Here is a 25,709-nt window from a genome sequence, read left to right on the forward strand (position 1 = left end):
CCTACATTTGAATAATTATTTGCGACCTAATGCAGGGGCGACTTTATCCAATACACCATTAATGTATTTATGGCTTTCATCTGCACCAAACACTTTCGCCACTTCAATTGCCTCATTAATCGCCACTTTATACGGTACATCTGGCTCAAATTGAAGTTCATAAACCGCTAAACGTAAAATCGCTTTTTCAATCGGATCTAATTCATCCAACGTGCGATCTAAATAATGACTCATTGAAAAATCAACAGCGTCTACATTCGCAACAGTTTGACGGAAAAGGCGGCTAAAATAAGGTTTATCCACACCTTTTAAATCTTGATCCACCACAAAAGTGAGTTCCACTTGTTCTGGTGCGTTACCAGAGAGCGCCCAAGAATATAATGCTTGGACTGCACATTCTCTCGCTCTACGACGTGGCGATACTTTTTTTACATGTTCTTTTTTCTCTGTCATTGGAATTATGCCGCATCAATTTGTTGTAAAAGGTTCACCATTTCAAGTGCAGTTAATGCTGCTTCTGCACCTTTATTACCCGCTTTAGTACCTGCACGCTCGATAGCTTGTTCAATGTTTTCAGTCGTTAAAACACCAAATGCCACTGGAATTTCAGCTTGCATTGCTACTTGACCTAAACCGCTGCTTGCTTCGCCAGCTACATATTCAAAGTGAGCGGTACCACCACGGATTACTGTACCTAGTGCGACGATTGCATCAAATTTTTTGCTTTCAGCTAAACGACGTGCTACTAATGGAAGTTCATACGCACCTGGTGCACGAACGATTGTGATATTCTCATCTTTCACTTGGCCGATACGTTTTAATGCATCTACCGCACCTTCTAATAAACTTTCATTAATAAAACTGTTAAAACGAGCAATCACCACTGCGATTTTAGCATTTGGTGCAGCTACCGCACCTTCTAAAACTTTCATACTTTTTCCTAATCTGAATGAACAATAAATTTGACGGTGGATTTTAGCATAAAAAGAAACCCTGTGGAAATAATCCGACAGGGTTTTCTATGAGTGGAAAAGAACTTACTTCTCGAGTTTTAACGGTTCAATTTTCCAGATATTTTTCGCATATTCAAGAATCGTACGGTCTGATGAGAAGAAGCCCATATTCACCATATTTTGAATGGTACTTGCTATCCATACATCACGATCTTGATATTTTTTATCTACCGCTTTTTGCGCTTCCACATAACTGCGGAAATCAGCAAAGGATTGATAATAATCGTGGTATTGTAAACCTTGAATTAGAGAATGATAACGGTTTGGTTCTTCTGGTGAGAAATCACCACGAATGATTTGATCAATGACTTCTCGTAACTGCTCGTCATTTTGATAATAATCAAACGGATGATAACCTTCGCGACGTAAGGCTTCAACCTGTTCAACCGTATTACCAAAGATAAAGATATGATCCTTACCAACGTTATCTAAAATCTCAACGTTCGCACCATCAAGTGTACCCAATGTTAACGCACCATTTAAGGCAAATTTCATGTTACTGGTACCTGATGCTTCTGTTCCTGCAAGAGAGATTTGCTCAGAAATATCTGCTGCTGGAATGATTAATTGTGCAAGACTTACGCTGTAGTTCGGGATAAATACGACTTTTAAACGACCTTTTAAGCGCTCATCGTTATTGATGACATTCGCTACATCGTTAATTAAACGAATGGTTTGTTTTGCCGCATAGTAAGCCGAAGCCGCTTTACCCGCTAAAATAAATACGCGAGGCTGCCAATCTTTTTCTGGGTGAGCCAACATTTCGTTGTAACGAGCAATAATGTGTAACACATTAAGCATTTGACGTTTGTATTCGTGAATACGTTTTACTTGTACGTCAAATAATGCGTGTGGATCTAAATCGATGTTAAGTGTTTTCTTCACATATTGTGCTAATTTCACTTTGTTATCGTATTTGATATCTGCGACAGCACGCTTAAATTCACCTTTATCTGCAAACGCTTTAAGTTTTTCAATTTGGCTTAAATCGCAACGCCATTCAGAACCAATGTATTGATCAAATAAAGCCGCTAATTTCGGGTTCGCTACTGCAAGCCAACGACGCGGTGTCACACCGTTTGTTACGTTGGTAAAACGTTCTGGATAGATACGCGCAAAATCAGCAAAGGTTGATGTCATCATAAGATCTGAATGAATTGCCGCAACACCGTTCACTTTATGTGAACCGACAACAGACAACCATCCCATGCGCACTTTACGTTGATATCCTTCTTCGATAAGTGAAACGCGACGGATAAAGTCCATATCAGTTGTGACATACGTTTTCACATATTCAAGGAAATGATCATTAATTTCAAAAATCATTTGTAGGTGACGAGGTAAGATTTTTGCCATCATTTCTACCGGCCAGGTTTCTAATGCTTCTGACATTAAAGTATGGCAAGTATAAGAGAAGATACGACGAGTCACATCCCAAGCGTTTTGCCATGAGTAACCGTGTAAATCGATTAAAATACGCATCAACTCAGGGATGGCTAATGCTGGATGGGTATCATTCAAGTGAATCGCGACTTTATCAGCAAGATTATCCAATGTACCATGGGTTCTTAAATGACGACGGAGAATATCTTGCAAAGATGCAGATACCAAGAAGTACTCTTGACGTAAACGTAATTCACGACCATTCCAGGTAGAATCATCCGGATAAAGTACGCGCGAAAGGTTTTGGTTAGCTGAACGCGTTGCCACCGCCGCTAAGTGATCACCACGGTTAAACTCGGCTAAATCAAACACCTCACCACCATGAGCAGACCATAAACGTAAGGTTGATGCCGAGTCATTTTTATAACCAGGGATCATTTGGTCGTATGCAAGTGCGGTCACTTTTTCAGCTGGATTCCAAATACATTTTTTATCTTCAAAATAAATATGACCACCAAAATCAATACTGAAACGTTTTGATGGACGCATAAATTCCCAAGGGGCACCTTTTTCCAGCCAATCATCCGGGCGTTCAACTTGTTGACCATTTTCAATTTTTTGACGGAACATACCGTATTCATAACGAATACCATAACCCATCGCTGGAATTGCTAATGTTGCCAGTGAGTCCATAAAGCAAGCAGCAAGGCGACCTAAACCACCGTTACCTAAACCTGGATCCACTTCTTTTTCAATAATCTCTTCCAAATCAACATTTAATTCAGCCAGAGCTTTTTCTGCCACATCATAAACGCCTTCTGCGATCATCGCATTAGAAAGTGTACGGCCAATTAAGAATTCCATAGAAAGGTAATAAACACGACGCGTTTCTTCTGCACGAGATTGACGAGCGGTGGTAATCCAGCCTTCAGTTACTAAATCACGCACTGCATGAAGTGTCGCATTTAGCCAGTCGCGTTGACTCGCCTCTTTTGGTGAACGACCAATTAAAAAAATTAATTTATAAACAATTGCTTTTTTCACGCCTTCAACATCAAGACTTGGTCGATTGTAGAGAAATGGCGAATCAAAATTGTCCATGATCATAGAAAGTAAAACCTCAATAAAAAAATCGCGCAAATTTTAAGCTTTTTTACGAAAAAAACAACAAAAATCCCCCTTCAAAGGCGATTATTTTGAAGAGGGAGTCAATCCATTGAATTATGAATTTAAAATGCCTAAATAGAGCTGCTCATATTGAGTGGCCGCATTTTCCCAACTAAAGTCCTGCGCCATGGCATTATTACGCACCATCGCCCAAACACGTTGTTTTTGCCACAAAGCAAAGGCATGCTGGATAGCACTTCGTAAATCATCTGCTTCGGCTTTCTGGAATACAAAGCCCGTTGCGGTGCGCGCTTTAATGGTTTCGCTTGTACTGTTGGTCACTGTATCAGCTAATCCTCCCGTCGCACGAACAAGCGGCAATGTACCATATTGCAACCCATATAATTGAGTTAATCCACAAGGTTCAAAACGGCTTGGAACTAAAATCACATCACCACCGGCAACCATTAAATGTGAAAGCGCTTCATCATAACCAATTTTTACTGCGATATTTTCTGGATAACGTTGTGCTAATTGGCAAATCCCCTCTTCCAAATGTTTTGCACCTGAACCGAGAATCGCTAATTGACCACCTTGTTTCACAATTTCATCCGCTGTCGCAATCAGTAAATCCACGCCTTTCTGTTCTGTTAAGCGAGTCACCATCACAAATAAGAGTGCATCTGGCTGTTGTGGTAAATTGAAATAAGCTTGTAAATCGGCTTTATTTTTCTTCTTACCTGCGATAGATTTCAATTTGTAGTGATGCTGAATATACGCATCACAACTTGGATGCCAAATTTTTTGATCTACGCCATTTAAAATTCCCACCAACTTACCTGACTCACATAAGCCCCTTAGTAAGCCTTGCAAGCCATAAGCAAAGTCCGGTGTGGTAATTTCTTTCGCGTAAGTAGGACTCACTGCTGTTACCATATCAGAATAATAGAGACCAGCTTTCAAATAGGAAATTTGACCAAATAACTCTAAACCATCAACATGGAACATCCCTTCTGGCAATCCAATTTCATGTAAATGGCGATGAGCAAATTGTCCTTGATAAGCCAGATTATGAATCGTAAATACCGATTTTGCTGGACGACCTTTATTGAAGAGATAAGCTGCGGCTAAGCCCGCATGCCAATCATGGGCGTGAACCACTTCAGCTCGCCACCAACTATCTAAGCCTGTCGCAAGCTCTGCCCCCACCCAGCCTAATAACGCAAAACGCTTATAGTTATCGGCATAATCATTGTAATCTGTATCATGATAAGGATTTCCTTCTCGCCAATAGAGATGTGGCGCATCAATCAGATAAATCCCTACGCCATTGTATTCACCATAACGTAACACAATGTGACCAGCAAAATTATCAAATTCTGTCACGACATGCGTGTTCTCAATACCCGCAGAAATTTTTGGATAAGCCGGCAATAAAATACGCGTATCAATACCAATTTCTTTTTGTGCAAAAGGTAACGCCCCTAAAACATCGGCAAGTCCACCGGTTTTAAGTAAGGGATACAGCTCCGAGCAAACATGTAAAACTCTCATAATTTTCCTTTTATACTTAAAATTGTGCTGTCATTGATAACAGCACAATCTTTTTAGTTCACTTAAAATACCGTCAAAATTGACCGCACTTTAATCCAAATGTTCTTCATTAGTAACTTCTTCGCCTTGCAATTTTTTCAACATGGCTGATGTAACAAGTACAACCTTACCAGTAGAACTCACGCGGAAACGTTTACTATCTAGGGCTTTATCCACACCGATTTCCATACCATCTGGAATAATGCAATGGCGATCAATAATACAGTCTTTCAATGTACAATTTTTACCAATTTGTACTTGTGGTAACACAACACAGTGATCCACAGAAGAGTCTTCATCAATTTTGACTCTATCAAACAACACTGAATTACTAATAGATGCATCTGTAATCACACAGCCACCACCGATAAGCGAGTTATCTACCGGTTTGACATTCGCTTTTTTATAGAAGAATTTAGATGGATAAGCCTGCACTGGATTACCACGAATTGGCCAGCTTTGATCATAAATATCTAATTGTGGATGCTCTGAAACTAAATCGATATTCGCTTGCCAGAAACTATCGAGTGTACCCACATCACGCCAGTAAATTTCACCTTCAGTGTTTCGGCCCATACAAGAACGGCTGAATGGATGCGCATAAAGCACGCCTTCTTCCAAGCATTTTGGCAAAACATCTTTACCAAAGTCATGAGATGTGCAAGGGGTATTCACTTCTCTATCAAGCATTTTATAGAGATACTCAGCATCAAACACGTAGATCCCCATAGAGGCTAGCGACGTATCTGGTTTACCCACCATGGCAGGTGGATCTTTTGGTTTTTCAACGAAGGCTTTCACTTTAAGGTTTTCGTTTACTGCCATGACACCAAATTCACTCGCTTCAGAACGTGGTACTTCAATACAGCCTACTGTACATTTTGCTCCACTTCTCACGTGATCCATCAACATAACACTGTAATCTTGTTTATAAATATGGTCGCCGGCAAGAATCAAAATGTATTTTGGACGATAGTGATTACGGATAATCGCCATATTTTGATACACCGCATCCGCTGTACCACGGTACCACGTAGAATCATCAATTTGTTGACGGGCAGGTAACATATCAACGAATTCACCACGCTCTTGCGGTAAGAATGACCAACCTGTTTGTAAATGGCGTAATAAAGAGTGAGCGGCATACTGGGTTACAACACCGATACGATTCAGGCCTGAGTTAATACAGTTGGAAAGCGCAAAATCAATAATGCGACGATTACCACCAAAATATAACGCAGGTTTAGCACGTTTATCGGTTAATTCATGTAAACGGGAACCACGACCACCAGCCAAAATAAGCACTAAAGTATCTTTAACTAATTCATATTTATTAAGATCACTTTTCATAACAAACTCCATCGTTTTCATCATCCATATGTTCCAACACTTCAAATGCTATACCGCTCACATCACATTGTTGAATCACGCTATTTTCAGTTTCGGCAATCTTTTTCCATTTACTCTTTGGCAAATAAAAAGATTGCGGTTCAGTTTTTGCATTAATTAAGAAAAGATATTTGCCGTCCAACATAACTTGTAGGGCTTTGCTTTCCCGATTATGCCAATCGTCTAGGGTCATCGGGTTTCCCCCAGTATTCAACCACTCGACATTTTCATCCGACCACCAAGCCTCCTGTTGCAAACTTTGAATTTTTTTTCGTAATGCAATGGTTTGCTTAGTAAAGTCAAATAAGGTTTGGTTAAAATTCTCCCATTTTAACCACGTAATTTCGTTGTCTTGGCAATAGGCATTATTATTGCCATATTGGCTGTTGCCGAACTCATCCCCAGCAAGCAGCATGGGTACACCATTTGCCAGTAATAAAGAACCTAACAATCCTTTTTCTGATAAAACACGGTTATTTTCGACCGCACTTTGCCATTCATCAGCTAAATCCAGTTGAGAACCTTCAATTCCATGATTGTAGCTATAGTTTTCATTGCGTCCGTCACGGTTCTCTTCACCGTTAGCATCATTGTGTTTATGGTTATAGCTCACTAAATCTCGTAACGTAAAACCATCATGAGCAGTAATAAAGTTCAAGCTACCATGCGATAAGCGTCCTTCTCGTTTAAAAATATCGCTAGAGCCAGCAAAACGTTCTGCAAAAGCCCCCACTTCACCACTTTGCCATAACCAAAAACGACACATATCATCACGGAAACGATCATTCCATTGAGAAAAATAGGCTGGGAAATAACCAACTTGGTAACCGTAATGGCCTATATCCCAAGGCTCTGCGATTAATTTAATTTTTTGTAGAACCTCATCCTGTTCCATTTCCGCAAACAATTTTGCATTTGGATTGAAATCAGGTGTTTCACGACCAAGTACCGTGGCTAAATCGAAACGGAAACCATCCACATGACATTCTGTTACCCAGTAACGTAAACAATCTAATACCCATTTGCGAGTGACGTCATTAGCAAGATTGAGCATATTGCCGCAACCCGTCCAGTTGAAGTAATCACCATGCTCGTTTTGCCAGTAATAGGTTTTGTCATCAATACCACGCTGGCAAAATGTCGGAAATGATTTTTCGGATTCAGCCGTATGGTTAAATACGACATCTAAAATCACTTCAATGCCCGCTTGATGCAGGGCTTTCACCATGCTCTTAAATTCGTTCAATGGTTGTTTTTGATCCGATGCATAACTTGGTTCTAAAGCAAACATAGCTAATGGGTTATAGCCCCAATAATTGCGTAATCCTTTTTCTTGTAAATGTGGTTCATCAATGAAGAAATTCACTGGGAGCAATTCAAGGCTGGTAATACACAATGATTTAAAGTACGCAATATTTTCAGGATGTGCTAAAGCCGCATAAGTGCCCCGAATATTTTCTGGAATACGAGAATTTAATTGGCTAAATCCTTTAACATTTAATTCATACACAATGGTTTGAGCCCAAGGAATAGACGGCTTGCAATCCCCAGACCAATCAAAATGCTCATCCACAATGCGACCTTTAGGTGCAACGGCGGCATTATCTCGTTCATCATTTAACAAGAAAATTGAACGGGCTTCTGATGAACTTAAATCCGGTTTATGAGTGACCGCTTTCGCATAAGGATCAAGCATTAACTTTTGCGGGTTGGCTAAAGTGCGGTCATTTTTGCCTGTAATTCTGAACGCATACTCATCATTTAACTCAACGCCTTCAATTGCCACATGCCAAATATCATCGGTTCTGCTCATGGCAAAACGGCTTTCTTTACCATCACGGGACAAGCAAAGTTCAACAGCATCAGCCACACTAGAAAACAGCGCAAAATTCGAAATTTTTAGGCCGTTTTCCAGCGTTTGAGAATATCCCATTGGGGAAGATTTGCCATTGTTATAAATACTAAACATTGTGTTTTTCGCTATTGTTATGCTTTATATTTTAAATAGATCGTTGCGAGTGGCGGAATGGTCACGCTAATCGAATTATCTCGTCCGTGACTTGCGATCGCTTCGCTTTCTACCAAGCCAAAATTACCAACGTTTGAACCTTGATAATACATTGAGTCAGTATTCAAAATTTCTTCGTATTCACCCGCTGCATTAATCCCAATGCGATAGCCTTCGCGTGGCACAGGTGTGAAGTTACTGATCACAATAATGCGTTCACCATCACTGCTTTTACGTTCAAAAGCAAAGACTGAATTTTCCGCATCATCTACCACTAACCAATCAAAGCCTTCCGGTTCACCATCTAACTCAAAGAGCGGTGCATTTTTTTGATAAATTCCGTTCAAATCTTTGACTAATTGCAATACGCCTTTATGCCATAGGCCACCATGGTTTTCGTCAAGCAAGAACCAATCCAAACTTTCTTCATAATTCCATTCGCGACCTTGAGCAAATTCATTGCCCATGAATAATAATTTCTTGCCTGGATAGCCCCACATATAACCGTAGTAAGCACGCAAGTTAGCGAATTTTTGCCACGCATCGCCTGGCATTTTGCCGAGTAACGAACATTTGCCGTGTACCACCTCATCGTGAGAAAGCGGTAACACAAAGTTTTCGCTGTATTGATAAATCATCCCGAAGGTCATTTTGTCGTGATGATAACGACGATAAACTGGATCGAGTTTCATATAACTTAGGGTGTCATTCATCCAGCCCATGTTCCATTTAAAATTAAATCCAAGCCCCCCATTTTCGGTCGGATGGGTTACGCCACCGAAAGAAGTGGATTCTTCCGCAATCGAAATCGCGCCAGACACTTCAGAATGGATTTTCCAGTTGGTATGTTTTAAGAATTCAATGGCTTCTAAGTTTTCACGACCGCCATATTGATTCGGAATCCATTCGCCTTCAGCTCGGCTATAATCGCGATAAATCATTGATGCGACCGCATCTACACGGATACCATCTACACCAAATCGCTCAAGCCAATACAGTGCATTACTGGATAAGAAGTTTCTCACTTCATTACGACCATAGTTATAAATTAAGGTATTCCAGTCTTGATGATAGCCTTCACGTGGGTCAGCATGTTCATATAAGGCTGTACCATCAAATGCCACTAAACCGTGTGTATCACTAGGGAAATGCCCTGGCACCCAGTCTAAAATCACATTAATGCCTGCTTTGTGCGCTTTTTCGACTAAGCGTTTAAAGCCTTCTGGTGTACCAAAACGACTCGTTGGTGAATACAGCCCTATCGGTTGGTAGCCCCAAGAGCCATCAAATGGAAATTCGGAGAGTGGTAAAAACTCGATATGGGTAAAGCCCATATGTTTTACATAAGGAATAAGCTCATCGGCAATTTGGTCGTAATCTAGCCAGAAATTATTTTCTAAATTACGGCGCCATGATCCCAAATGTACTTCGTAAATCGAAATAGGTTGATTACGTTGATTCGCTTTACGACGTTGCTCCGTCATTTCGACTACATCCAGCAACATACTGATTTCTGATGCAGTATCTGGGCGCAATTCCGATCTGAATGCATAAGGGTCAGCTTTTAAACGAAGGTTGCCGTTGCAATCAATCAATTCAAATTTATAGCGTTGCCCCAAACTGGCTTTTGGTAAGAATAACTCCCACACACCACTTGCCGGATGGAAACGCATTGGATGACGACGACCGTCCCAATAATTAAAATCACCTACCAACGAAACGCGCTTAGCATTTGGCGCCCATACACGGAAATTTACGCCCGGTACACTGTCACATTCAGTAAAATGTGCACCTAATACTTCATAAGGACGCAATAACGAACCTTCCGCCAATAGCCATTGCTCCAAGTCATTAATCATCGGATGGAAACGGTACGGATCTTCAATAATTTGAGCTTCTACGCCCCAATACACTTTTAATTGATAGGCAAAGAAATGATGAATCTCCGGCACAATAGCAGCAAAAAATCCGCGGTCATCCAGTTTTTCTAGTTCAACAACGATGGATTGACTTTCTTTGTCAATCACTTCGACTTTATCTGCATCGGGTAATAAAGCACGAATCTCAATACCATTGTGAGTTTCATGCATGCCTAATACAGCAAAAGGATCGGCATGTTTGCCATCAAAAAATGAATTAATTACTGATTGAGCGACTAATTTCGTCATGACATACTCCTTTATGCTTTGCAAGCTTGATTATTTACAACCGATTGTATTTTCTCGTTTGTTGAGCGGCAAAAAGCATTAAACGATAATAGATAAAAGGCAAAGCAGGCAATGAATGAAAGTGCGGTTGAATATGGAATTGTTTTTTCAAACTGAATTTGGTTTTGCTCGTCGAGCAATTGATAACGCAAAGAAGCATCAGGAGGAGAAGAAAACGCGATTAAATCATCATGAATGGGTTCATTTTCAAAGGCACATATGACATTTTGGAACGGCTGATTTTGTCCAATATTTGGCGGAAATTGCAACTGCTCGATAAAATAATCAATACTGGTTGGCGATGCATCAATCAAATGCCCATCAATATCATAATGGGAAAACGAAATGCCAAGTTTTTCAGCAGATTGTTTAAGTGATAAGGACATTTGCATACAACGAATGATACATCTATATAATACTTATTAAGTATTATAAGTAAGCACAATTGAAATACAATTGCCAATCTTGCAAATTGTGACCTAAATCAAAAAACAAAGTTTAAAGAGAATAAAAAAACAGCGAAATTTAAATTATTCAGTTTCAATGACAAATTCAAACCAATCAATGACATCTTCTTCATGTACGCCATCTTGAATTAAAACACCTGCATTTTTCACTGAATTAGGATCGCCGCTGATTAAAGGATGCCATTTGGGCAAAGATTTCCCCTCATACAATAAACGATATGCACAGGTATTCGGCAACCACCCAAAATCAGGCAAATTCTTTTTGGTTAATTTGGTGCAATCACTTTCAATTTTAAAACGTTCAGGATAATTACGACACTTCCCTGTTTCCACATCTAATAGATTGCAAGCAATTCGCGTATAGTAGAGTTTTTCACGCTTGCCTCGTCCTTGAATATATTTACGATAACAGCATTTCCCGCAGCCATCACATAAGGCTTCCCATTCGGATTCCGTCATTTCAAGGAGCGATTTTTTTTGCCAAAAATGAGATTCAAATTGCATAGTGAAACCAATAAAAAAGTGCGGTCAAAATTTACGTGATTTTTGACCGCACTTTGTTGTTTAGAATTAGAAGCCTTCTTTTAAGCTTACGGTTAAGTTAAACACTAAGTGCTCTGGGCGGCTATCTTTGTTATCCGCACAGAAATAACCTTCGCGTTCAAATTGATAACCTTTTTCAGGTTCTGCATTTGCAAGGCTTTGTTCTACAAAACCGTGTTTCACCACTAAAGAGGTTGGATTTAACACGCTTTCGATTTCTTCTGCTGCACCTGGGTTTGGTACGGTGAAAAGACGCTCATATAAACGGAACTCAGCCGGATGATTATGCACTGCAGATACCCAGTGAATTACCCCTTTCACTTTGCGACCATCCGCTGGATTTTTACCTAAGGTTTCAGGATCGTAAGTACAGAAAATCGTGGTAATTTCACCATTTGCATCTTTTTCGACACGTTCAGCTTTAATCACATAAGCATTACGCAAACGCACTTCTTTACCTAATACTAAGCGTTTATATTGTTTATTTGCTTCTTCACGGAAGTCTGCGCGATCAATATAAAGCTCTTTCGTAAATGGTAATTGACGCTCACCTAATTCTGGACGATTTGGGTGATTTGGTGCCGTTAAGGTTTCTTCGCCTTCAAAGTTTTCGATCACTACGCGAACAGGATCAATCACCGCCATTGCGCGTGGTGCGTTTTCGTTTAAATCTTCACGAATGCAGGCTTCAAGTGCAGAATACTCTACAACGTTATCTTGTTTAGTCACACCGATACGACGGCAGAACTCACGTAATGAAGCCGGTGTATAACCGCGACGACGTAAACCTGAAATGGTTGGCATACGCGGATCGTTCCAACCATCTACAATGCCATCATTCACTAATTTCAATAATTTACGTTTAGATGTTAATGTACCTTCTAAATTCAAACGTGAAAATTCATATTGATGCGGTAATGGACGTTCAATACTAATATTTTCTAACACCCAGTCATATAAACGACGGTTGTCTTGGAATTCTAATGTACATAGAGAGTGTGTAATACGCTCAATCGCATCAGAGATACAGTGAGTGAAATCGTACATTGGGTAAATGCACCATTTATCACCGGTTTGGTGATGGCTCGCAAATTTAATACGATAAAGCACAGGATCACGCATGACCATAAATGGTGAAGCCATGTCGATTTTCGCACGAAGACTTAATGTACCTTCCGCAAACTCACCGTTTTTCATTCTTTCGAATAACGCTAAGTTTTCTTCAACACTACGATCACGATATGGGCTGTTTTTACCTGGCTCAGTTAATGTACCACGATATTCACGCATTTCATCTGGAGAAAGTTCATCCACATACGCTAAACCTTTTTCGATCAACTCAATCGCATAGCCATAAAGTGCATCGAAGTAATCAGATGCATAACGCGGTTCGCCTTCCCATTTAAAACCTAACCATTCCACATCAGCTTTGATGGAATCCACATATTCCACGTCTTCTTTTACTGGGTTGGTATCGTCAAAACGTAGGTTACATAAACCGTTATATTCTTTTGCCAAGCCGAAGTTTAAGCAAATCGATTTTGCGTGGCCAATATGTAAATAGCCATTCGGCTCAGGCGGGAAACGAGTATGAACACTTTTGTGTTTACCCGAAGCTAAATCTTCATCAATAATTTGAGTAATGAAATTGTGTGTGCGGGTATTTTCCGCATTTTCTAGAGTGTGTTCTGTATTGCTCATAAATTTCTCAATAAATTGAAAATAATTTCCCCATTCTATACGAAAAGTCTGGCGTTGTGAATTTGATCACAAAACTAACCGCACTTTCATTAAATTAAGACTGAATTTTTTAGGATTTTTAGGTCTAACTTGAAGATTTTTCGTGCAAACTGAAAAGTTTACCTTTAGAATACCACTTTACTGAACAAACGTTCATTTTTATTTAGGATAACAAAGTCTTTATGAAAAAACGCTTTTTTATTTTACTCGGATTACTCGTTGCTACCGGTGCTGTTTATTATTTTTTCTCAAGCAATAACAAACAAGAAACCACCTATCTGACTGAATCGGTTACACGTGGCAATGTGGAAAAAACAGTTGTCGCCTCTGGTTCAGTTGAAAGCGTGAATGAAGTTGATGTTGGTGCTCAAGCTTCAGGTGAAATCACTAAACTCTATGTCAAATTAGGGCAAGAAATCAAAAAAGGCGAAATGATTGCAGATATTGATTCTACAACCCAAATTAATACCTTAAATACCAAAAAAGCGGCATTGGTCAGCTATCAAGCTCAATTAAAAGCGAAGAAAACTGCTTATGATGTAGCTCTTTCAAGTTATAACCGCTTATCAAAACTTTATACACAAAAAGCGACGTCTTTGGATAGTTTGAATACTGCAAAAAGCACACTTGATAATGCGAAAGCTGAAATGGAAGCCATTGAAGCCAATATCAAACAAGCTGAAATTGAAGTGAATACCGCAGAAACCAATGTGGGTTACACCAAAATCACCGCCCCAATGGACGGTACCGTTATTTCTGTGCCTGTTTCAGAAGGTCAAACCGTTAACGCCAACCAAACGACGCCAACGATTGTAACCATTGCTGATTTAAGCAAAATGAAAATTAAGCCTGAAATTTCAGAAGGCGATATTACTAAAGTTAAAGCAGGTCAAGAAGTCAGCTTTACTATTTTATCGGATAGTCAAACTGTATATCACTCCGTCATTGATTCTGTTGATCCAGCCAATACCACGACAAGTGATAGCTCTTCAACATCATCTTCGATAAGTTCAAGCAGTAGCTCAACGACCAGTGCGATCTACTATTACGCCAATGTTTTAATTGATAACCCAGATCGTACCTTACGCATCGGAATGACGACAGAAAACAACATTAAAATTACCAATGCAAAAGACGTGTTATTGGTTTCCAATATGGCTATTCAAAAACGTGATGGCAAAAGCTTTGTGAATGTATTGAATGACAAAAATCAACCTGAACAGCGTGAAGTTGAAACCGGTATTCAAAATGATTTCCAAACTGAAATCAAATCTGGTTTAAACGAAGGTGAAAAAGTTATCGTGTCACAAGTGGCCAATGGTGAAAAAGTAGGCTCTATGCCTCGTGGTCCAAGAATGTTCTAAAAGTGCGGTAGAAAATTAATGAATATTATTGAAATTAAGGATCTCAACCGTTACTTCGGTGAAGGCGAAAATCGCGTTCATATTTTAAAGAATGTCTCTTTAAATATTGAAAAAGGCGATTTTGTGGCAATTATTGGACAATCAGGTTCAGGCAAATCAACCTTGATGAACATCATCGGGTGCTTGGATACGGCAACCAGTGGTTCTTACAAGATCAATGGCAAAGAAACTATTGAATTAAGCAAAGATCAGCTTTCAGATTTGCGTAGCCAAAAATTCGGCTTTATTTTCCAACGCTATAACTTATTGTCGAGTTTGACAGCCGCTGAGAACGTCGCCTTGCCTGCTATTTATGCAGGAATGTCGCAAGAAAAACGGCTTTCTCGTGCAAAACAACTTTTAGAAAAATTAGGCTTAGGCGATAAATGGCAAAATAAACCAAGCCAGCTTTCTGGTGGTCAGCAACAACGTGTGAGTATTGCCCGTGCGTTGATGAATGGTGGCGAAATTATTTTAGCCGATGAACCCACTGGTGCATTGGATTCGCAAAGTGGTCAAAATGTAATGGAAATTCTGCGACAATTACACGCAGAGGGACACACCATTATTATGGTAACCCATGACCGAGAAATTGCTGCCAGTGCGAATCGCGTGATTGAAATTAAAGATGGCGAAATCATTGGCGATACACAAAAAGAAGCAGTAAAAAGTGCGGTCGAAAATCAAACCAAATCTAAACCGCACTTTGGGTTAAGCAAAGATCAATTTGTTGAAGCCTTTCGCATGTCTGTGAGTGCCATTATTGCCCACAAAATGCGTTCTCTTTTAACCATGCTCGGGATTATCATCGGGATTACGTCTGTGGTTTCTGTCGTGGCATTGGGAAATGGTTCACAACAAAAAATCTTAGAGAATATTAAAGGCATTGGTACAAATACCATGACCATTTTTAATGGTACAGGCTTTGGCGATCGTCGTGCTGAACAAATGCAGAATCTCACAATTAATGATGCCACTGCCTTAAATCAACAAAGCTATGTACAAAGTGTCACGCCAAATAGCTCATCAAGTGGCACATTGATTTATGGCAACCAAACTTTCTCCTCGACCAGTTTAAAAGGTGTAGGCGAACAATATTTTGATGTAGATGGCTTAAAACTAAAATCTGGTAATTTATTTTCTGCTCAAGATGTTGTTGATAACAACCAAGTAGCCTTAATCGATGAAAGTGCGAAAAAGTCGATTTTCCCAGATGAAAATCCTATCGGCAAAATTGTGATGTTTAATAAACGTCCATTACGTATTATCGGCGTGGTATCTGATAAACAAATGGGCGGGGCAAGTAGTTCACTTAATCTCTATGCGCCTTACACTACTGTGATGAATCGTATTTCGGGCAGTAAAAAAATTGGCTTGATTACCGTAAAAGTAGATGATTCCGTGAATACGACTGTCGCTGAAAAAGGAATTACTGAATTGCTCACCATGCGTCATGGTAAAAAAGATTTCTTCATCATGAATAGCGATACCATTAAACAAACTATTGAAAGCACAACAGGCACGATGAAATTACTCATTTCCTCTATCGCCTTTATTTCATTGATCGTTGGTGGTATTGGTGTGATGAATATTATGTTGGTTTCTGTCACTGAGCGAACTAAGGAAATTGGTGTGCGCATGGCTATTGGTGCAAGACAATTTAATATTCTGCAACAATTTTTAATTGAAGCCGTGTTGATTTGTTTAATTGGCGGCGTGACGGGTATTCTACTTTCGGGTTTAATCGGTCTACTCTTTAACGTATTTATGACTGACTTTACTATGGCATTCTCAACCGGCTCAATTGTTGCAGCGGTGGTCTTCTCTACCCTGATTGGTGTGATCTTCGGTTATATGCCGGCAAAACGTGCGGCACAATTAGATCCAATTACCGCCCTTGCGAGAGAATAAAGAAATTTTGTAAAACACAAAAGAGCGGTTAAAATTCTCACTAATTTTTGACCGCACTTTAATTGAAAAAGAAAGGAAAAATCCATGTTAAAAATGAAAAAATTAACCTTAGCAATCGCAATGGCAACTGCTCTGGCAGGTTGTGCTAACATCGGCGATTCTTATAAAGCGAGCCAGCAGGATTACCAAAATTATGCGGAAATCACCAAACAATTTAATGTAAAAGAAAACTGGTGGGCGCTTTACAATGATTCACAATTAAATCGTGTGGTAGAACAAGCATTAGTCAACAACAAAGATTTAGCTAAAGCGTCTATTGCTGTAAACCGTGCTTTATATAATGCAAACCTTGCAGGCGCGAATTTAATTCCAGCATTTAGCGGTTCAACCCAATCTTCTGCGGGTAAAAATCTGAAAACTGGTGGCAACTCAACCATCAGTCATAAAGGTGCATTAAATGTGAGTTATACGTTAGATCTATGGCAACGTTTAGCGGATACCGCTGATGCCGCCGAATGGTCACACAAAGCAACGGCTGAAGATTTAGAAGCAACGAAACTTTCACTCATCAACTCTGTTGTAACAACCTATTATCAAATTGCCTACTTGAATGATGCAATCAGCACCACGCAAGAAAGCATTAAATACTACAACAACATTAGCAGCATTATGCAACGTCGTTTATCTCAAGGTGTGGCTGATAGCGCAAGTGTAGATCAAGCACAACAAGCGGTATTGAACGCACGTAACAACTTGATCAACTATCAAACACAACGTAAAACAGCAGAACAAACTTTACGTAACTTACTGAACTTAAAACCGGAAGAAGCATTAAATATCAACTTCCCACACATTCTTAATGTAAAAAATGTAGGCGTAAATTTAAATGTACCTGTTTCTGTGATTGCAAACCGTCCTGATGTGAAAGGCTATCAATATCGCTTAAGCAGTGCATTCAAAAATGCAAAAGCAACTGAAAAAAGCTGGTTCCCTGAAGTCACTTTAGGCGGAAGCTTAACATCAAGTGGTACTAAAGTCGGTAATGCATTGCACAATCCAGTTGGTACAGGTTTAATCGGCATTAGCCTACCATTCCTCAACTGGAATACCGTAAAATGGAACGTGAAAATCTCTGAAGCAGATTATGAAACCGCACGTTTAAACTACGAGCAAAGCATTACTAAAGCCTTGAATGACGTAGATACCAACTACTTCGCCTATACACAAGCACAAAGTGCTTTTGCTAACTTGCAAAAAACACACAGCTATAACCAACGTATTACTAAATACTATCGTGATCGTTACAATGCCGGTGTATCTGAATTACGCGAATGGCTCACCGCGGCAAACACAGAGAAAAGCTCTCAACTTTCTATCTTGAATGCAAAATACAACATCATTCAGGCAGAAAATGCCGTGTATAGTTCAATGGCAGGTTATTACTCCCGTTAAAATCATGATTAAGGAAGTTTCGGCTTCCTTAATCTTTTTTATGGACATGAAAAATGAAAAAACAGCTGACTTTTTATTTCATTCGCCACGGTAAAACTGTTTGGAATACGGAAGGTTTAATGCAAGGACATGGCGATTCCCCTTTAACAGAAGAAGGCGTTAATGGTGCGAAAAAAACAGGTGTGGCACTTAATCATATTCCTTTCATTGCCGCTTATTCCAGCGTATTAAAACGTACTATCGCAACTGCCTCTCACATTATCGGCAAACGTGATATTCCCCTTTTCCATCACCAAGGTTTAAATGAACAGTATTTTGGTTCTTGGGAAGGCAAAGTTGTTGATACGTTAAGAGAACATCCAGAGTTCAAACAACTCATTAAAGATCCTGCCAATTACAAAGCTCAAGTAAATGGCGGAGAAACGTTCGAACAATTGGGCGAGCGAGCCATGAAAGCATTGCACGACATTATTAAGATCCACAATCAAGGCAATATTCTCATTGTGTCGCATGGCCATACTCTACGTTTATTGCTTGCCTTATTAAATGGCGCAACCTGGCAAAATCACCGCGATGAAGATAAATCAGTATCGCTTATTAACACCTCAATTAGTGTTGTGCATTATGACGATGAGAACGGTTTTTGCGTTGAGAAAATAAATGATGCAGATCATTTAAAATAAGCAAATTTCGCTAAAAAAATAACCGCACTTTAGATGACCTAAAGTGCGGTTAATTTTTATGATGTTTTTGTAATTATTTCACTTCGCGGAATAAAATCTCGCTTGGAATCACAGAACCTTGCCAGTAAAGCTCGGTTGATACTTTCTCTGCTAAATCTAAGAAAGATTTCGCAATTTCACTGTCTGGTGCAGCAACTACAGTTGGTTTACCCGCATCCAAATCTTGACGAACTTGGATATTCAACGGTAACTGACCTAATACTTTCACATTGTATTTTTGTGCCATTTTTTCTGCTCCACCAGTACCGAAAATTGCTTCGTGATGACCACAATTGCTACAAATATGCATAGACATATTTTCCACAATACCTAACACTGGCACCGATACACGTTCAAACATCGATACACCTTTCACCGCATCTAATAATGCAATATCTTGTGGGGTTGTGACCACTACCGCACCCGTTACAGGGATTTGTTGTGAAAGCGTTAATTGGATATCACCTGTACCCGGTGGCATATCAATCACTAAGTAATCTAAGCTGTCCCATAAGGTTTCATTTAAAAGTTGGCTTAATGCGCTACTTGCCATTGGACCACGCCAAATGGTTGCATTATCTTCATCCATTAAGAAACCAATCGAGTTAGCAGATAAACCATACGCTTTAATTGGAGTAATATGTTGGTTATCTGGTGAAGTTGGGCGTTGATGCGGCGCACCTAACATATGCGGAATAGATGGGCCGTAAATATCTGCATCTAAGATCCCTACGCGAGCACCTTGAGCTTGTAAAGCAAGCGCAAGATTCACCGAAACGGATGATTTCCCTACCCCACCTTTACCTGAAGTCACTGCAATGATGTTCTTCACACCTTTTACAGCGGGTTGATTATTCGCACGTTTTAACGTTGCGATTTGATAATTCACTACCCATTTGATTTCTTTGCTATCCGTTGCTTTTAATAACGCATCAGAAAGCTGTTGTTTCACTTGCTCCACGCCAGTGTTCCATGCAAAAGGCAGTTGTAATTCAATACGCAATACATCGCCACCTTTTTCTACTTTCTTCAAAGTATTTAATGCGATTAAATCTTTTTGCAAACTTGGGTGTTGAAATTGTTGGAAAAGTTGCAGAACCTGAGCTTGTTGTTCTGCTGTTAAATTTTCAGAAAAAGCAGTTGCCATAATATTCCTTTAATAGTAGTAGGTAGTAGAGTAAATTTGTCAGGGATATTCTACCCCTTTTCCCCCTCAAATGTTAAGCTAAAAGTATAACTAAACTAGAAAAAATCACACTAATCGGGTAACATACTCGCAATTTTTGCAAAAAGAATAAGAGAAAAATAATGACAACTCAACCTCGTAAAATTTTAGTCACATGTGCATTACCTTATGCAAATGGTGCCATTCATTTAGGCCATATGTTAGAACACATTCAAGCAGATATTTGGGTGCGTTTCCAACGTATGCGTGGTAATAAAATTCATTTTGTCTGTGCAGATGACGCGCACGGCACACCAATCATGCTTAATGCTGATAAATTAGGCATTACACCAGAAGAATTAATCGCAAAAGCAAAAGCCGATCACGTCCGTGATTTTGCAGGTTTCAATATCAGTTTTGATAACTATCATTCCACTCACAGTGAAGAAAACAAACAACTCACCGCTGAGATTTACAATAAATTAAAAGCAAAAGGTTTCATTAAAACAAAAGTCATTTCTCAGTTATTCGATCCTGAAAAAAACATGTTCTTACCGGATCGTTTTGTCAAAGGAACTTGCCCGAAATGTAAAGCTGAAGATCAATATGGTGATAACTGTGAAGTTTGTGCATCTACTTACAGCCCGATGGATTTAATTAATCCTCGTTCAGCTATATCAGGTGCAACACCAATCATCAAAGAATCTGAACATTTCTTCTTTGACTTACCCGCTTTTGAAGGGATGTTAAAAGAATGGACTCGCTCTGGCTCGCTTCAGCCTGAAATTGCAAACAAAATGCAAGAATGGTTTGAAAGTGGTTTGCAACAATGGGATATCTCTCGCGATGCCCCTTATTTTGGTTTTGAAATTCCAGGTGCAAAAGATAAATTCTTCTATGTTTGGCTAGATGCCCCAATCGGCTACATGGCTTCATTCAAAAATCTCTGCGATCGTGAAGGCATCGATTTTAATGAATTCTGGGGCGAAAACAGCGATGCAGAACTTTATCACTTTATCGGTAAAGATATCGTGTATTTCCACAGTCTATTCTGGCCGGCAATGTTAGAAGGTAGCGAATTCCGCAAACCAACCAATGTGTTTGCTCACGGTTATGTCACCGTAGATGGCGCAAAAATGTCCAAATCACGCGGTACATTTATCCAAGCCAGCACCTATTTAAATCACATTGACCCAGAATGTTTGCGTTACTACTACGCAGCGAAATTAAACGATCGCATCGAAGATCTTGATTTCAATTTGGAGGATTTCGTTCAACGTGTCAATACAGATATCGTTAATAAATTAGTCAATTTAGCGTCTCGTAATGCGGGCTTTATCACAAAACGTTTTGAAGGCAAATTAGCAGATAAATTAGAAGACGAAGCGCTTTTTGCTGAATTTACTGCACAAACTGAACAAATCGCTGCTTATTATGAAAGCCGCGAATACAACAAAGCGATTCGTGAAATCATGGCATTAACTGATAAAGCCAATAAATATATTGATGAAAAAGCACCTTGGGTCATTGCGAAAGAAGAAGGCAAAGAAGCTGAATTACAAGCGGTTTGCTCAATGGGTATCGAGCTTTTCCGTGTGTTAATGTCTTACTTAAAACCAGTTCTTCCAAAACTGGCTGAGCGAGCAGAAGCATTTTTACAAACAGAACTAACTTGGAATAATATTACACAGCCATTATTTGGTCATCAGCTTACCCCATTTAAAGCCCTTTTCTCTCGTTTAGAGAAAAAACAAATTGATGCTGTTGTAGAAGAAACTAAAGCACTTTTCGCTGAAGCAAACAAAGCGACAGAAAAAACAGCGGCAAAAGCGACCGCTCTTTCAAATATCGAACCTATTGCTGACACTATTACCATCGATGATTTTGCTAAAATCGATATGCGTGTGGCAAAAGTGTTGAAATGTGAAGCGGTACCTGAATCAAACAAACTCTTACGTTTTGAATTAGATTTAGGTGATCATACTCGCCAAGTGTTCTCTGGCATTAAAGCGGCTTATAACAAACCCGAAGAATTGGAAGGTCGTTTTGTTATTGTGGTAGCAAACCTGGCTCCTCGCAAAATGAAATTCGGTATATCAGAAGGAATGATTCTTTCTGCGGGTACAGGCGGAAGTGATTTATTCTTACTTTCAGCTGATAGTGGTGTGACTGCCGGTATGCAAGTAAAATAATTTAATATTTAGGCGACTTCTGTCGCCTTTTTTATTGCCAAATAGAATCAAATACCCTACCATATCAATCAGCTATTTATCATGCAAGTTAAAAGGAATTCATTATGACAAACGAACTTATCTGCTATAAACAAATGCCGGTTTGGACAAAAGATAAACTACCTAAAATGTTCCAAGAAAAACACAATACAAAAGTGGGCACTTGGGGCAAACTTACGGTATTAAAAGGTAAACTTAAGTTTTATGAGCTAACTGAAGATGGTGATGTTATTGCTGAGCATATTTTCACGCCAGAAAGTAACATTCCGTTTGTCGAGCCACAAGCCTGGCACCGAGTTGAAGCACTTTCTGATGACTTAGAATGTACGCTTGGCTTCTATTGCAAAAAAGAAGATTACTTCAGCAAAAAATATAATATGACTGCAACACATGGTGATGTGGTTGATGCAGCTAAAATTATTAAGCCTTGCAAAGTATTAGATTTAGGCTGCGGACAAGGTCGTAACTCCCTTTATTTAAGTTTAAAAGGTTATGATGTGACTTCTTGGGATCACAACGAAAACAGCATTGCCTTCTTAAACGAAACTAAAGATAAAGAAAACTTAAATATTAAAACTGCGGTTTATGATATTAACACCGCCAATATTCAAGAAAACTACGACTTCATTTTATCTACCGTGGTATTTATGTTCTTAAATCGTGAGCGAATTCCTGCCATTATTAATAATATGCAAGAACACACCAACCCAGGTGGTTATAACTTAATTGTAGCAGCGATGTCTACACCTGAGGTACCTTGTCCATTAGCGTTCTCATTTACGTTCTCTGAAGGTGAATTAAAAGAATACTACAAAGATTGGGAATTCTTAGAATACAACGAAAATATGGGCGAATTACATAAAACCGATGAAAACGGTAATCGCATTAAATTAAAATTTGCGACAATGTTAGCAAGAAAAAAATAATTCGCTAATTTAGAAAAGAAAATGACCGCACTTTGTTATATAAAGTGCGGTCATTTTTTTATAGGATTTTAATTACTCTTCAATAGAACGTAATAATTCGTTGATACCTACTTTACCTAAAGTTTTTGCATCAACTTTTTTCACGATCACTGCACAGTATAAGCTGTATTTACCACATTTTGATGGAAGGCTACCTGAAACAACCACAGAACCAGCAGGAACGCGACCATAGAACACTTCACCAGTTTCACGATCATAGATCTTCGTTGATTGACCGATAAATACGCCCATAGAAATCACACAACCATCTTCCACAATCACGCCTTCAACGACTTCAGAACGTGCACCGATAAAACAGTTATCGCCGATAATGGTTGGGTTTGCTTGTAATGGCTCTAATACACCACCAATCCCTACACCACCAGATAAGTGAACATTTTTACCAATTTGCGCACATGAACCAACAGTTGCCCATGTATCAACCATGGTACCTTCACCTACGTATGCACCGATATTTACATAAGATGGCATTAATACACAGTTTTTAGAAATGTATGCGCCTTTACGTACTGTTGCAGAAGGTACGACACGGAAACCTTCTTGAGCAAAACGCTCTTCTGTATAGTCCGCAAATTTTAATGCCACTTTGTCATAGTATTTAGTTTCTGCACCATCAATAATTTGGTTATCATTGATACGGAAAGATAATAATACTGCTTTTTTCAACCATTGATGAGTAATCCATTCACCATCAATTTTTTCTGCAACACGGTATTTACCGCTATCTAATCCTTCGATCACTTCTTCGATTGCTGCACGAGTTTGTGCGTCAACTGTTTTAGGCGTGATGTCTGCACGTTTTTCAAATGCTGCTTCAATAATTTGTTGTAAATTTGACATTTTGCTTCCTATTGTCGATGTGAAATAACGGTTGATAGTTTTATCATATTTTTGACTTTCAAGCAAAAAACAACCGCACTTTCTTTTGATTTTAAGCATAAAAAAAGCGAACCTAATGGTTCGCTTTTTTCTATTTTTCGTTTAGTTAGTTAATAACAGAAACATTTAATGATGAACCGCCAACGATTCTCACACGACGACCTGCAACAAAACTAGGATCAGATTTTTGAACAACAACGATTTCCTCTCTATTGTCTTTTCTGATAACAAGTTCTGCAGCATTAACTTGACTCATTTTCTCTTCAACTTTGCTTCCGATAATAGCACCACCAATTGCACCTACTGCGGTTGCAATAGCCTGACCTGTGCCTCCACCAATTGAGCTACCAGCGATACCACCTAAAGCACCGCCACCAACACTACCAATCACACCTGGATTATCAGCTTGGATCTTAACCGGACGAACAGAAACAATAGTGCCATAGCTAATTGAACGTGCTTCTTTTGCTTGTCCAGCTTCATACACATCACCGCTAAAAATATCGGTATTTGCACAACCAGTTAAGCCGATAGACATCATAAGTGCTAATGCTACTGTTACTTTTTTCATAAAACTAACCTTCTAAAAATGAATTAGATTGGGTTTCTTGGAGACCAAGTAGAAACGTTTTTTACGCCTTGACCGTTGTCAGATACTTTCACACAAGCACCAGTTACTAAAGTTGAATCGTATTTGTGAACGATAACTTCGGTTTCACCTTCTTGTTTGTATGAGCAGTCGTTTTTACGAACGGTTAATTTTACATCATCACCTTGTAATTCGGTGAAGATAACTTGACCTTTATAAGCGCTTTCATCTTTTTGTGATTGAGATGAACAAGCTGATAAACCTAAACTTAATAAGACAGTTAATGCTAAGGTAATTTTTTTCATTACACTAAACCTCGAGTATTTTCTTTATTGTATAAGGATGAACCTTTATGCAAACATGATTTTCTGTTTTATCAACAAAACTCACTGCAATTGATGGATTGGGCAATTGCTCCCCTTCCACCTTAGGTTCGCTCACCTTCATGGTTAATTGAGTTAGTTCCTTCCATAAAAATGTATTGCAAATCCGATTAACCCAATCCTCAACAGATTCATGAGATAAAAACGGCATTACAATTTCAATATGTTCCCAAGTTTCTTGGGGATATTGTTTATTTTTAGGAAACGGTAATTCAATAACATCGACAGGCTGACCAATGAAATCAACTGGCTCATCTAATTCAATCAAATAGATAGGACGCCCATTGACGATATTATCGCTTAAAATTCTACCGCACTTTAATAACTCTGTCAGCCAATTTTTTGCTTTTTCTTCACTATTTGCTCTTAAAGCTAAATGATCGATTTGATAATCACCCAAATTCACTTTCATTACGGCAGCTAATTGCTGAATTTTTTCCTGGAATAAAGGCAATTCTTGATAAAGTTCGGTCGATTTTTCCATTAAATTTGACATTTTCTCCTGCTCTTACTTTGAGAAATCTATAAACAACGGTAT

General features: G+C 39.1%; 21 protein-coding genes. 6 read left to right on the forward strand and 15 right to left on the reverse strand.

The features are described 5' to 3' along the window. Positions 1-15: 15 nt before the first annotated feature. The 10 genes from nusB to glnS form a co-directional block, all read right to left on the reverse strand. The gene (gene nusB, locus A9500_RS09650; protein WP_065244770.1) at positions 16-453 is read right to left on the reverse strand and encodes a transcription antitermination factor NusB; all 438 of its coding nucleotides are present in this window, start codon (positions 451-453) and stop codon (positions 16-18) included. Positions 454-458: 5 nt separating this feature from the next. Further along, positions 459-932, reverse strand: coding sequence for a 6,7-dimethyl-8-ribityllumazine synthase (gene ribE / locus A9500_RS09655; protein ID WP_005695997.1), 474 nt, complete (start codon positions 930-932; stop codon positions 459-461). A gap of 105 nt (positions 933-1,037) precedes the next feature. After that, positions 1,038-3,503, reverse strand: coding sequence for a glycogen/starch/alpha-glucan phosphorylase (locus A9500_RS09660; RefSeq protein WP_065244771.1), 2,466 nt, complete (start codon positions 3,501-3,503; stop codon positions 1,038-1,040). A 114-nt stretch (positions 3,504-3,617) separates the two neighbouring features. Continuing rightward, a complete protein-coding gene (glgA, locus tag A9500_RS09665; protein ID WP_065243231.1) occupies positions 3,618-5,057 on the reverse strand; it encodes a glycogen synthase GlgA in 1,440 nt (479 codons plus the stop codon). A gap of 90 nt (positions 5,058-5,147) precedes the next feature. Then, positions 5,148-6,446 carry a glucose-1-phosphate adenylyltransferase gene (glgC, locus tag A9500_RS09670; RefSeq protein WP_065244772.1) on the reverse strand — a complete coding sequence of 433 codons (1,299 nt, stop codon included), beginning with the start codon at positions 6,444-6,446 and terminating at the stop codon, positions 5,148-5,150. Continuing rightward, a complete protein-coding gene (gene glgX / locus A9500_RS09675) occupies positions 6,436-8,454 on the reverse strand; it encodes a glycogen debranching protein GlgX (protein WP_065244773.1) in 2,019 nt (672 codons plus the stop codon). The genes glgC and glgX overlap by 11 nt, the downstream gene beginning before the upstream one ends. A gap of 17 nt (positions 8,455-8,471) precedes the next feature. Next, positions 8,472-10,661 carry a 1,4-alpha-glucan branching protein GlgB gene (glgB, locus tag A9500_RS09680; RefSeq protein WP_065244774.1) on the reverse strand — a complete coding sequence of 730 codons (2,190 nt, stop codon included), beginning with the start codon at positions 10,659-10,661 and terminating at the stop codon, positions 8,472-8,474. 11 nt (positions 10,662-10,672) lie between these two features. Then, complete coding sequence (locus tag A9500_RS09685) at positions 10,673-11,086, reverse strand: 4-alpha-glucanotransferase (protein ID WP_257005718.1); 414 nt, start codon at positions 11,084-11,086, stop codon at positions 10,673-10,675. Between the two features lie 144 nt (positions 11,087-11,230). Further along, the gene (locus A9500_RS09690) at positions 11,231-11,671 is read right to left on the reverse strand and encodes a YcgN family cysteine cluster protein (protein ID WP_065244775.1); all 441 of its coding nucleotides are present in this window, start codon (positions 11,669-11,671) and stop codon (positions 11,231-11,233) included. Positions 11,672-11,737: 66 nt separating this feature from the next. Then, positions 11,738-13,411, reverse strand: coding sequence for a glutamine--tRNA ligase (gene glnS / locus A9500_RS09695; protein ID WP_049365844.1), 1,674 nt, complete (start codon positions 13,409-13,411; stop codon positions 11,738-11,740). Between the two features lie 221 nt (positions 13,412-13,632). Between glnS and A9500_RS09700 the strand changes: the two genes are divergently transcribed. From A9500_RS09700 to A9500_RS09715, 4 genes are all read left to right on the forward strand, one after another. After that, a complete protein-coding gene (locus A9500_RS09700) occupies positions 13,633-14,814 on the forward strand; it encodes an efflux RND transporter periplasmic adaptor subunit (RefSeq protein ID WP_065244776.1) in 1,182 nt (393 codons plus the stop codon). An 18-nt stretch (positions 14,815-14,832) separates the two neighbouring features. After that, positions 14,833-16,764: a MacB family efflux pump subunit gene (locus tag A9500_RS09705; RefSeq protein ID WP_065244777.1), complete on the forward strand. Its 1,932-nt coding sequence runs from the start codon at positions 14,833-14,835 to the stop codon at positions 16,762-16,764. Positions 16,765-16,848: 84 nt separating this feature from the next. Beyond that, complete coding sequence (locus tag A9500_RS09710) at positions 16,849-18,216, forward strand: TolC family protein (RefSeq protein ID WP_065244778.1); 1,368 nt, start codon at positions 16,849-16,851, stop codon at positions 18,214-18,216. A gap of 53 nt (positions 18,217-18,269) precedes the next feature. Next, a complete protein-coding gene (locus A9500_RS09715) occupies positions 18,270-18,899 on the forward strand; it encodes a histidine phosphatase family protein (RefSeq protein ID WP_065244779.1) in 630 nt (209 codons plus the stop codon). A gap of 73 nt (positions 18,900-18,972) precedes the next feature. On the opposite strand, the gene apbC is transcribed toward A9500_RS09715, so the two are convergent. Then, a complete protein-coding gene (gene apbC, locus A9500_RS09720) occupies positions 18,973-20,085 on the reverse strand; it encodes an iron-sulfur cluster carrier protein ApbC (protein ID WP_049364122.1) in 1,113 nt (370 codons plus the stop codon). Between the two features lie 161 nt (positions 20,086-20,246). On the opposite strand from apbC, the gene metG reads away from it, so the two are divergent. Together metG and tehB are read left to right on the forward strand one after the other, a co-directional pair. Further along, positions 20,247-22,295 (forward strand): methionine--tRNA ligase, encoded by a 2,049-nt coding sequence (gene metG / locus A9500_RS09725; RefSeq protein WP_065244780.1) that lies wholly within the window; start codon positions 20,247-20,249, stop codon positions 22,293-22,295. 104 nt (positions 22,296-22,399) lie between these two features. Beyond that, entirely contained in the window at positions 22,400-23,260 is an 861-nt protein-coding gene (gene tehB, locus A9500_RS09730) for an SAM-dependent methyltransferase TehB (protein WP_065244781.1), read from the forward strand. A 72-nt stretch (positions 23,261-23,332) separates the two neighbouring features. Here the strand turns inward: tehB and dapD are convergent, their stop codons facing one another. From dapD to A9500_RS09750, 4 genes are all read right to left on the reverse strand, one after another. Then, on the reverse strand, positions 23,333-24,160 hold the full coding sequence (gene dapD, locus A9500_RS09735) for a 2,3,4,5-tetrahydropyridine-2,6-dicarboxylate N-succinyltransferase (RefSeq protein WP_065244782.1): 828 nt from the start codon (positions 24,158-24,160) through the stop codon (positions 23,333-23,335). Between the two features lie 145 nt (positions 24,161-24,305). After that, positions 24,306-24,770, reverse strand: coding sequence for a glycine zipper 2TM domain-containing protein (locus A9500_RS09740; protein WP_065244783.1), 465 nt, complete (start codon positions 24,768-24,770; stop codon positions 24,306-24,308). A 23-nt stretch (positions 24,771-24,793) separates the two neighbouring features. Then, positions 24,794-25,093, reverse strand: coding sequence for a hypothetical protein (locus A9500_RS09745; protein WP_049365853.1), 300 nt, complete (start codon positions 25,091-25,093; stop codon positions 24,794-24,796). A gap of 4 nt (positions 25,094-25,097) precedes the next feature. Continuing rightward, a complete protein-coding gene (locus A9500_RS09750) occupies positions 25,098-25,667 on the reverse strand; it encodes a VOC family protein (RefSeq protein WP_065244784.1) in 570 nt (189 codons plus the stop codon). Positions 25,668-25,709: the final 42 nt, after the last annotated feature.

The organism is Haemophilus sp. CCUG 60358 (assembly GCF_001679485.1).
GTDB lineage: Bacteria > Pseudomonadota > Gammaproteobacteria > Enterobacterales > Pasteurellaceae > Haemophilus_D.

Bases quoted from the DNA above. Each gene is read 5' to 3' on its own strand.
- nusB (WP_065244770.1), bottom strand. From the start codon at position 453: ATGACAGAGAAAAAAGAACATGTAAAAAAAGTATCGCCACGTCGTAGA.
- ribE (WP_005695997.1), bottom strand. From the start codon at position 932: ATGAAAGTTTTAGAAGGTGCGGTAGCTGCACCAAATGCTAAAATCGCA.
- A9500_RS09660 (WP_065244771.1), bottom strand. From the start codon at position 3,503: ATGATCATGGACAATTTTGATTCGCCATTTCTCTACAATCGACCAAGT.
- glgA (WP_065243231.1), bottom strand. From the start codon at position 5,057: ATGAGAGTTTTACATGTTTGCTCGGAGCTGTATCCCTTACTTAAAACC.
- glgC (WP_065244772.1), bottom strand. From the start codon at position 6,446: ATGAAAAGTGATCTTAATAAATATGAATTAGTTAAAGATACTTTAGTG.
- glgX (WP_065244773.1), bottom strand. From the start codon at position 8,454: ATGTTTAGTATTTATAACAATGGCAAATCTTCCCCAATGGGATATTCT.
- glgB (WP_065244774.1), bottom strand. From the start codon at position 10,661: ATGACGAAATTAGTCGCTCAATCAGTAATTAATTCATTTTTTGATGGC.
- A9500_RS09685 (WP_257005718.1), bottom strand. From the start codon at position 11,086: ATGTCCTTATCACTTAAACAATCTGCTGAAAAACTTGGCATTTCGTTT.
- A9500_RS09690 (WP_065244775.1), bottom strand. From the start codon at position 11,671: ATGCAATTTGAATCTCATTTTTGGCAAAAAAAATCGCTCCTTGAAATG.
- glnS (WP_049365844.1), bottom strand. From the start codon at position 13,411: ATGAGCAATACAGAACACACTCTAGAAAATGCGGAAAATACCCGCACA.
- A9500_RS09700 (WP_065244776.1), top strand. From the start codon at position 13,633: ATGAAAAAACGCTTTTTTATTTTACTCGGATTACTCGTTGCTACCGGT.
- A9500_RS09705 (WP_065244777.1), top strand. From the start codon at position 14,833: ATGAATATTATTGAAATTAAGGATCTCAACCGTTACTTCGGTGAAGGC.
- A9500_RS09710 (WP_065244778.1), top strand. From the start codon at position 16,849: ATGTTAAAAATGAAAAAATTAACCTTAGCAATCGCAATGGCAACTGCT.
- A9500_RS09715 (WP_065244779.1), top strand. From the start codon at position 18,270: ATGAAAAAACAGCTGACTTTTTATTTCATTCGCCACGGTAAAACTGTT.
- apbC (WP_049364122.1), bottom strand. From the start codon at position 20,085: ATGGCAACTGCTTTTTCTGAAAATTTAACAGCAGAACAACAAGCTCAG.
- metG (WP_065244780.1), top strand. From the start codon at position 20,247: ATGACAACTCAACCTCGTAAAATTTTAGTCACATGTGCATTACCTTAT.
- tehB (WP_065244781.1), top strand. From the start codon at position 22,400: ATGACAAACGAACTTATCTGCTATAAACAAATGCCGGTTTGGACAAAA.
- dapD (WP_065244782.1), bottom strand. From the start codon at position 24,160: ATGTCAAATTTACAACAAATTATTGAAGCAGCATTTGAAAAACGTGCA.
- A9500_RS09740 (WP_065244783.1), bottom strand. From the start codon at position 24,770: ATGAAAAAAGTAACAGTAGCATTAGCACTTATGATGTCTATCGGCTTA.
- A9500_RS09745 (WP_049365853.1), bottom strand. From the start codon at position 25,093: ATGAAAAAAATTACCTTAGCATTAACTGTCTTATTAAGTTTAGGTTTA.
- A9500_RS09750 (WP_065244784.1), bottom strand. From the start codon at position 25,667: ATGTCAAATTTAATGGAAAAATCGACCGAACTTTATCAAGAATTGCCT.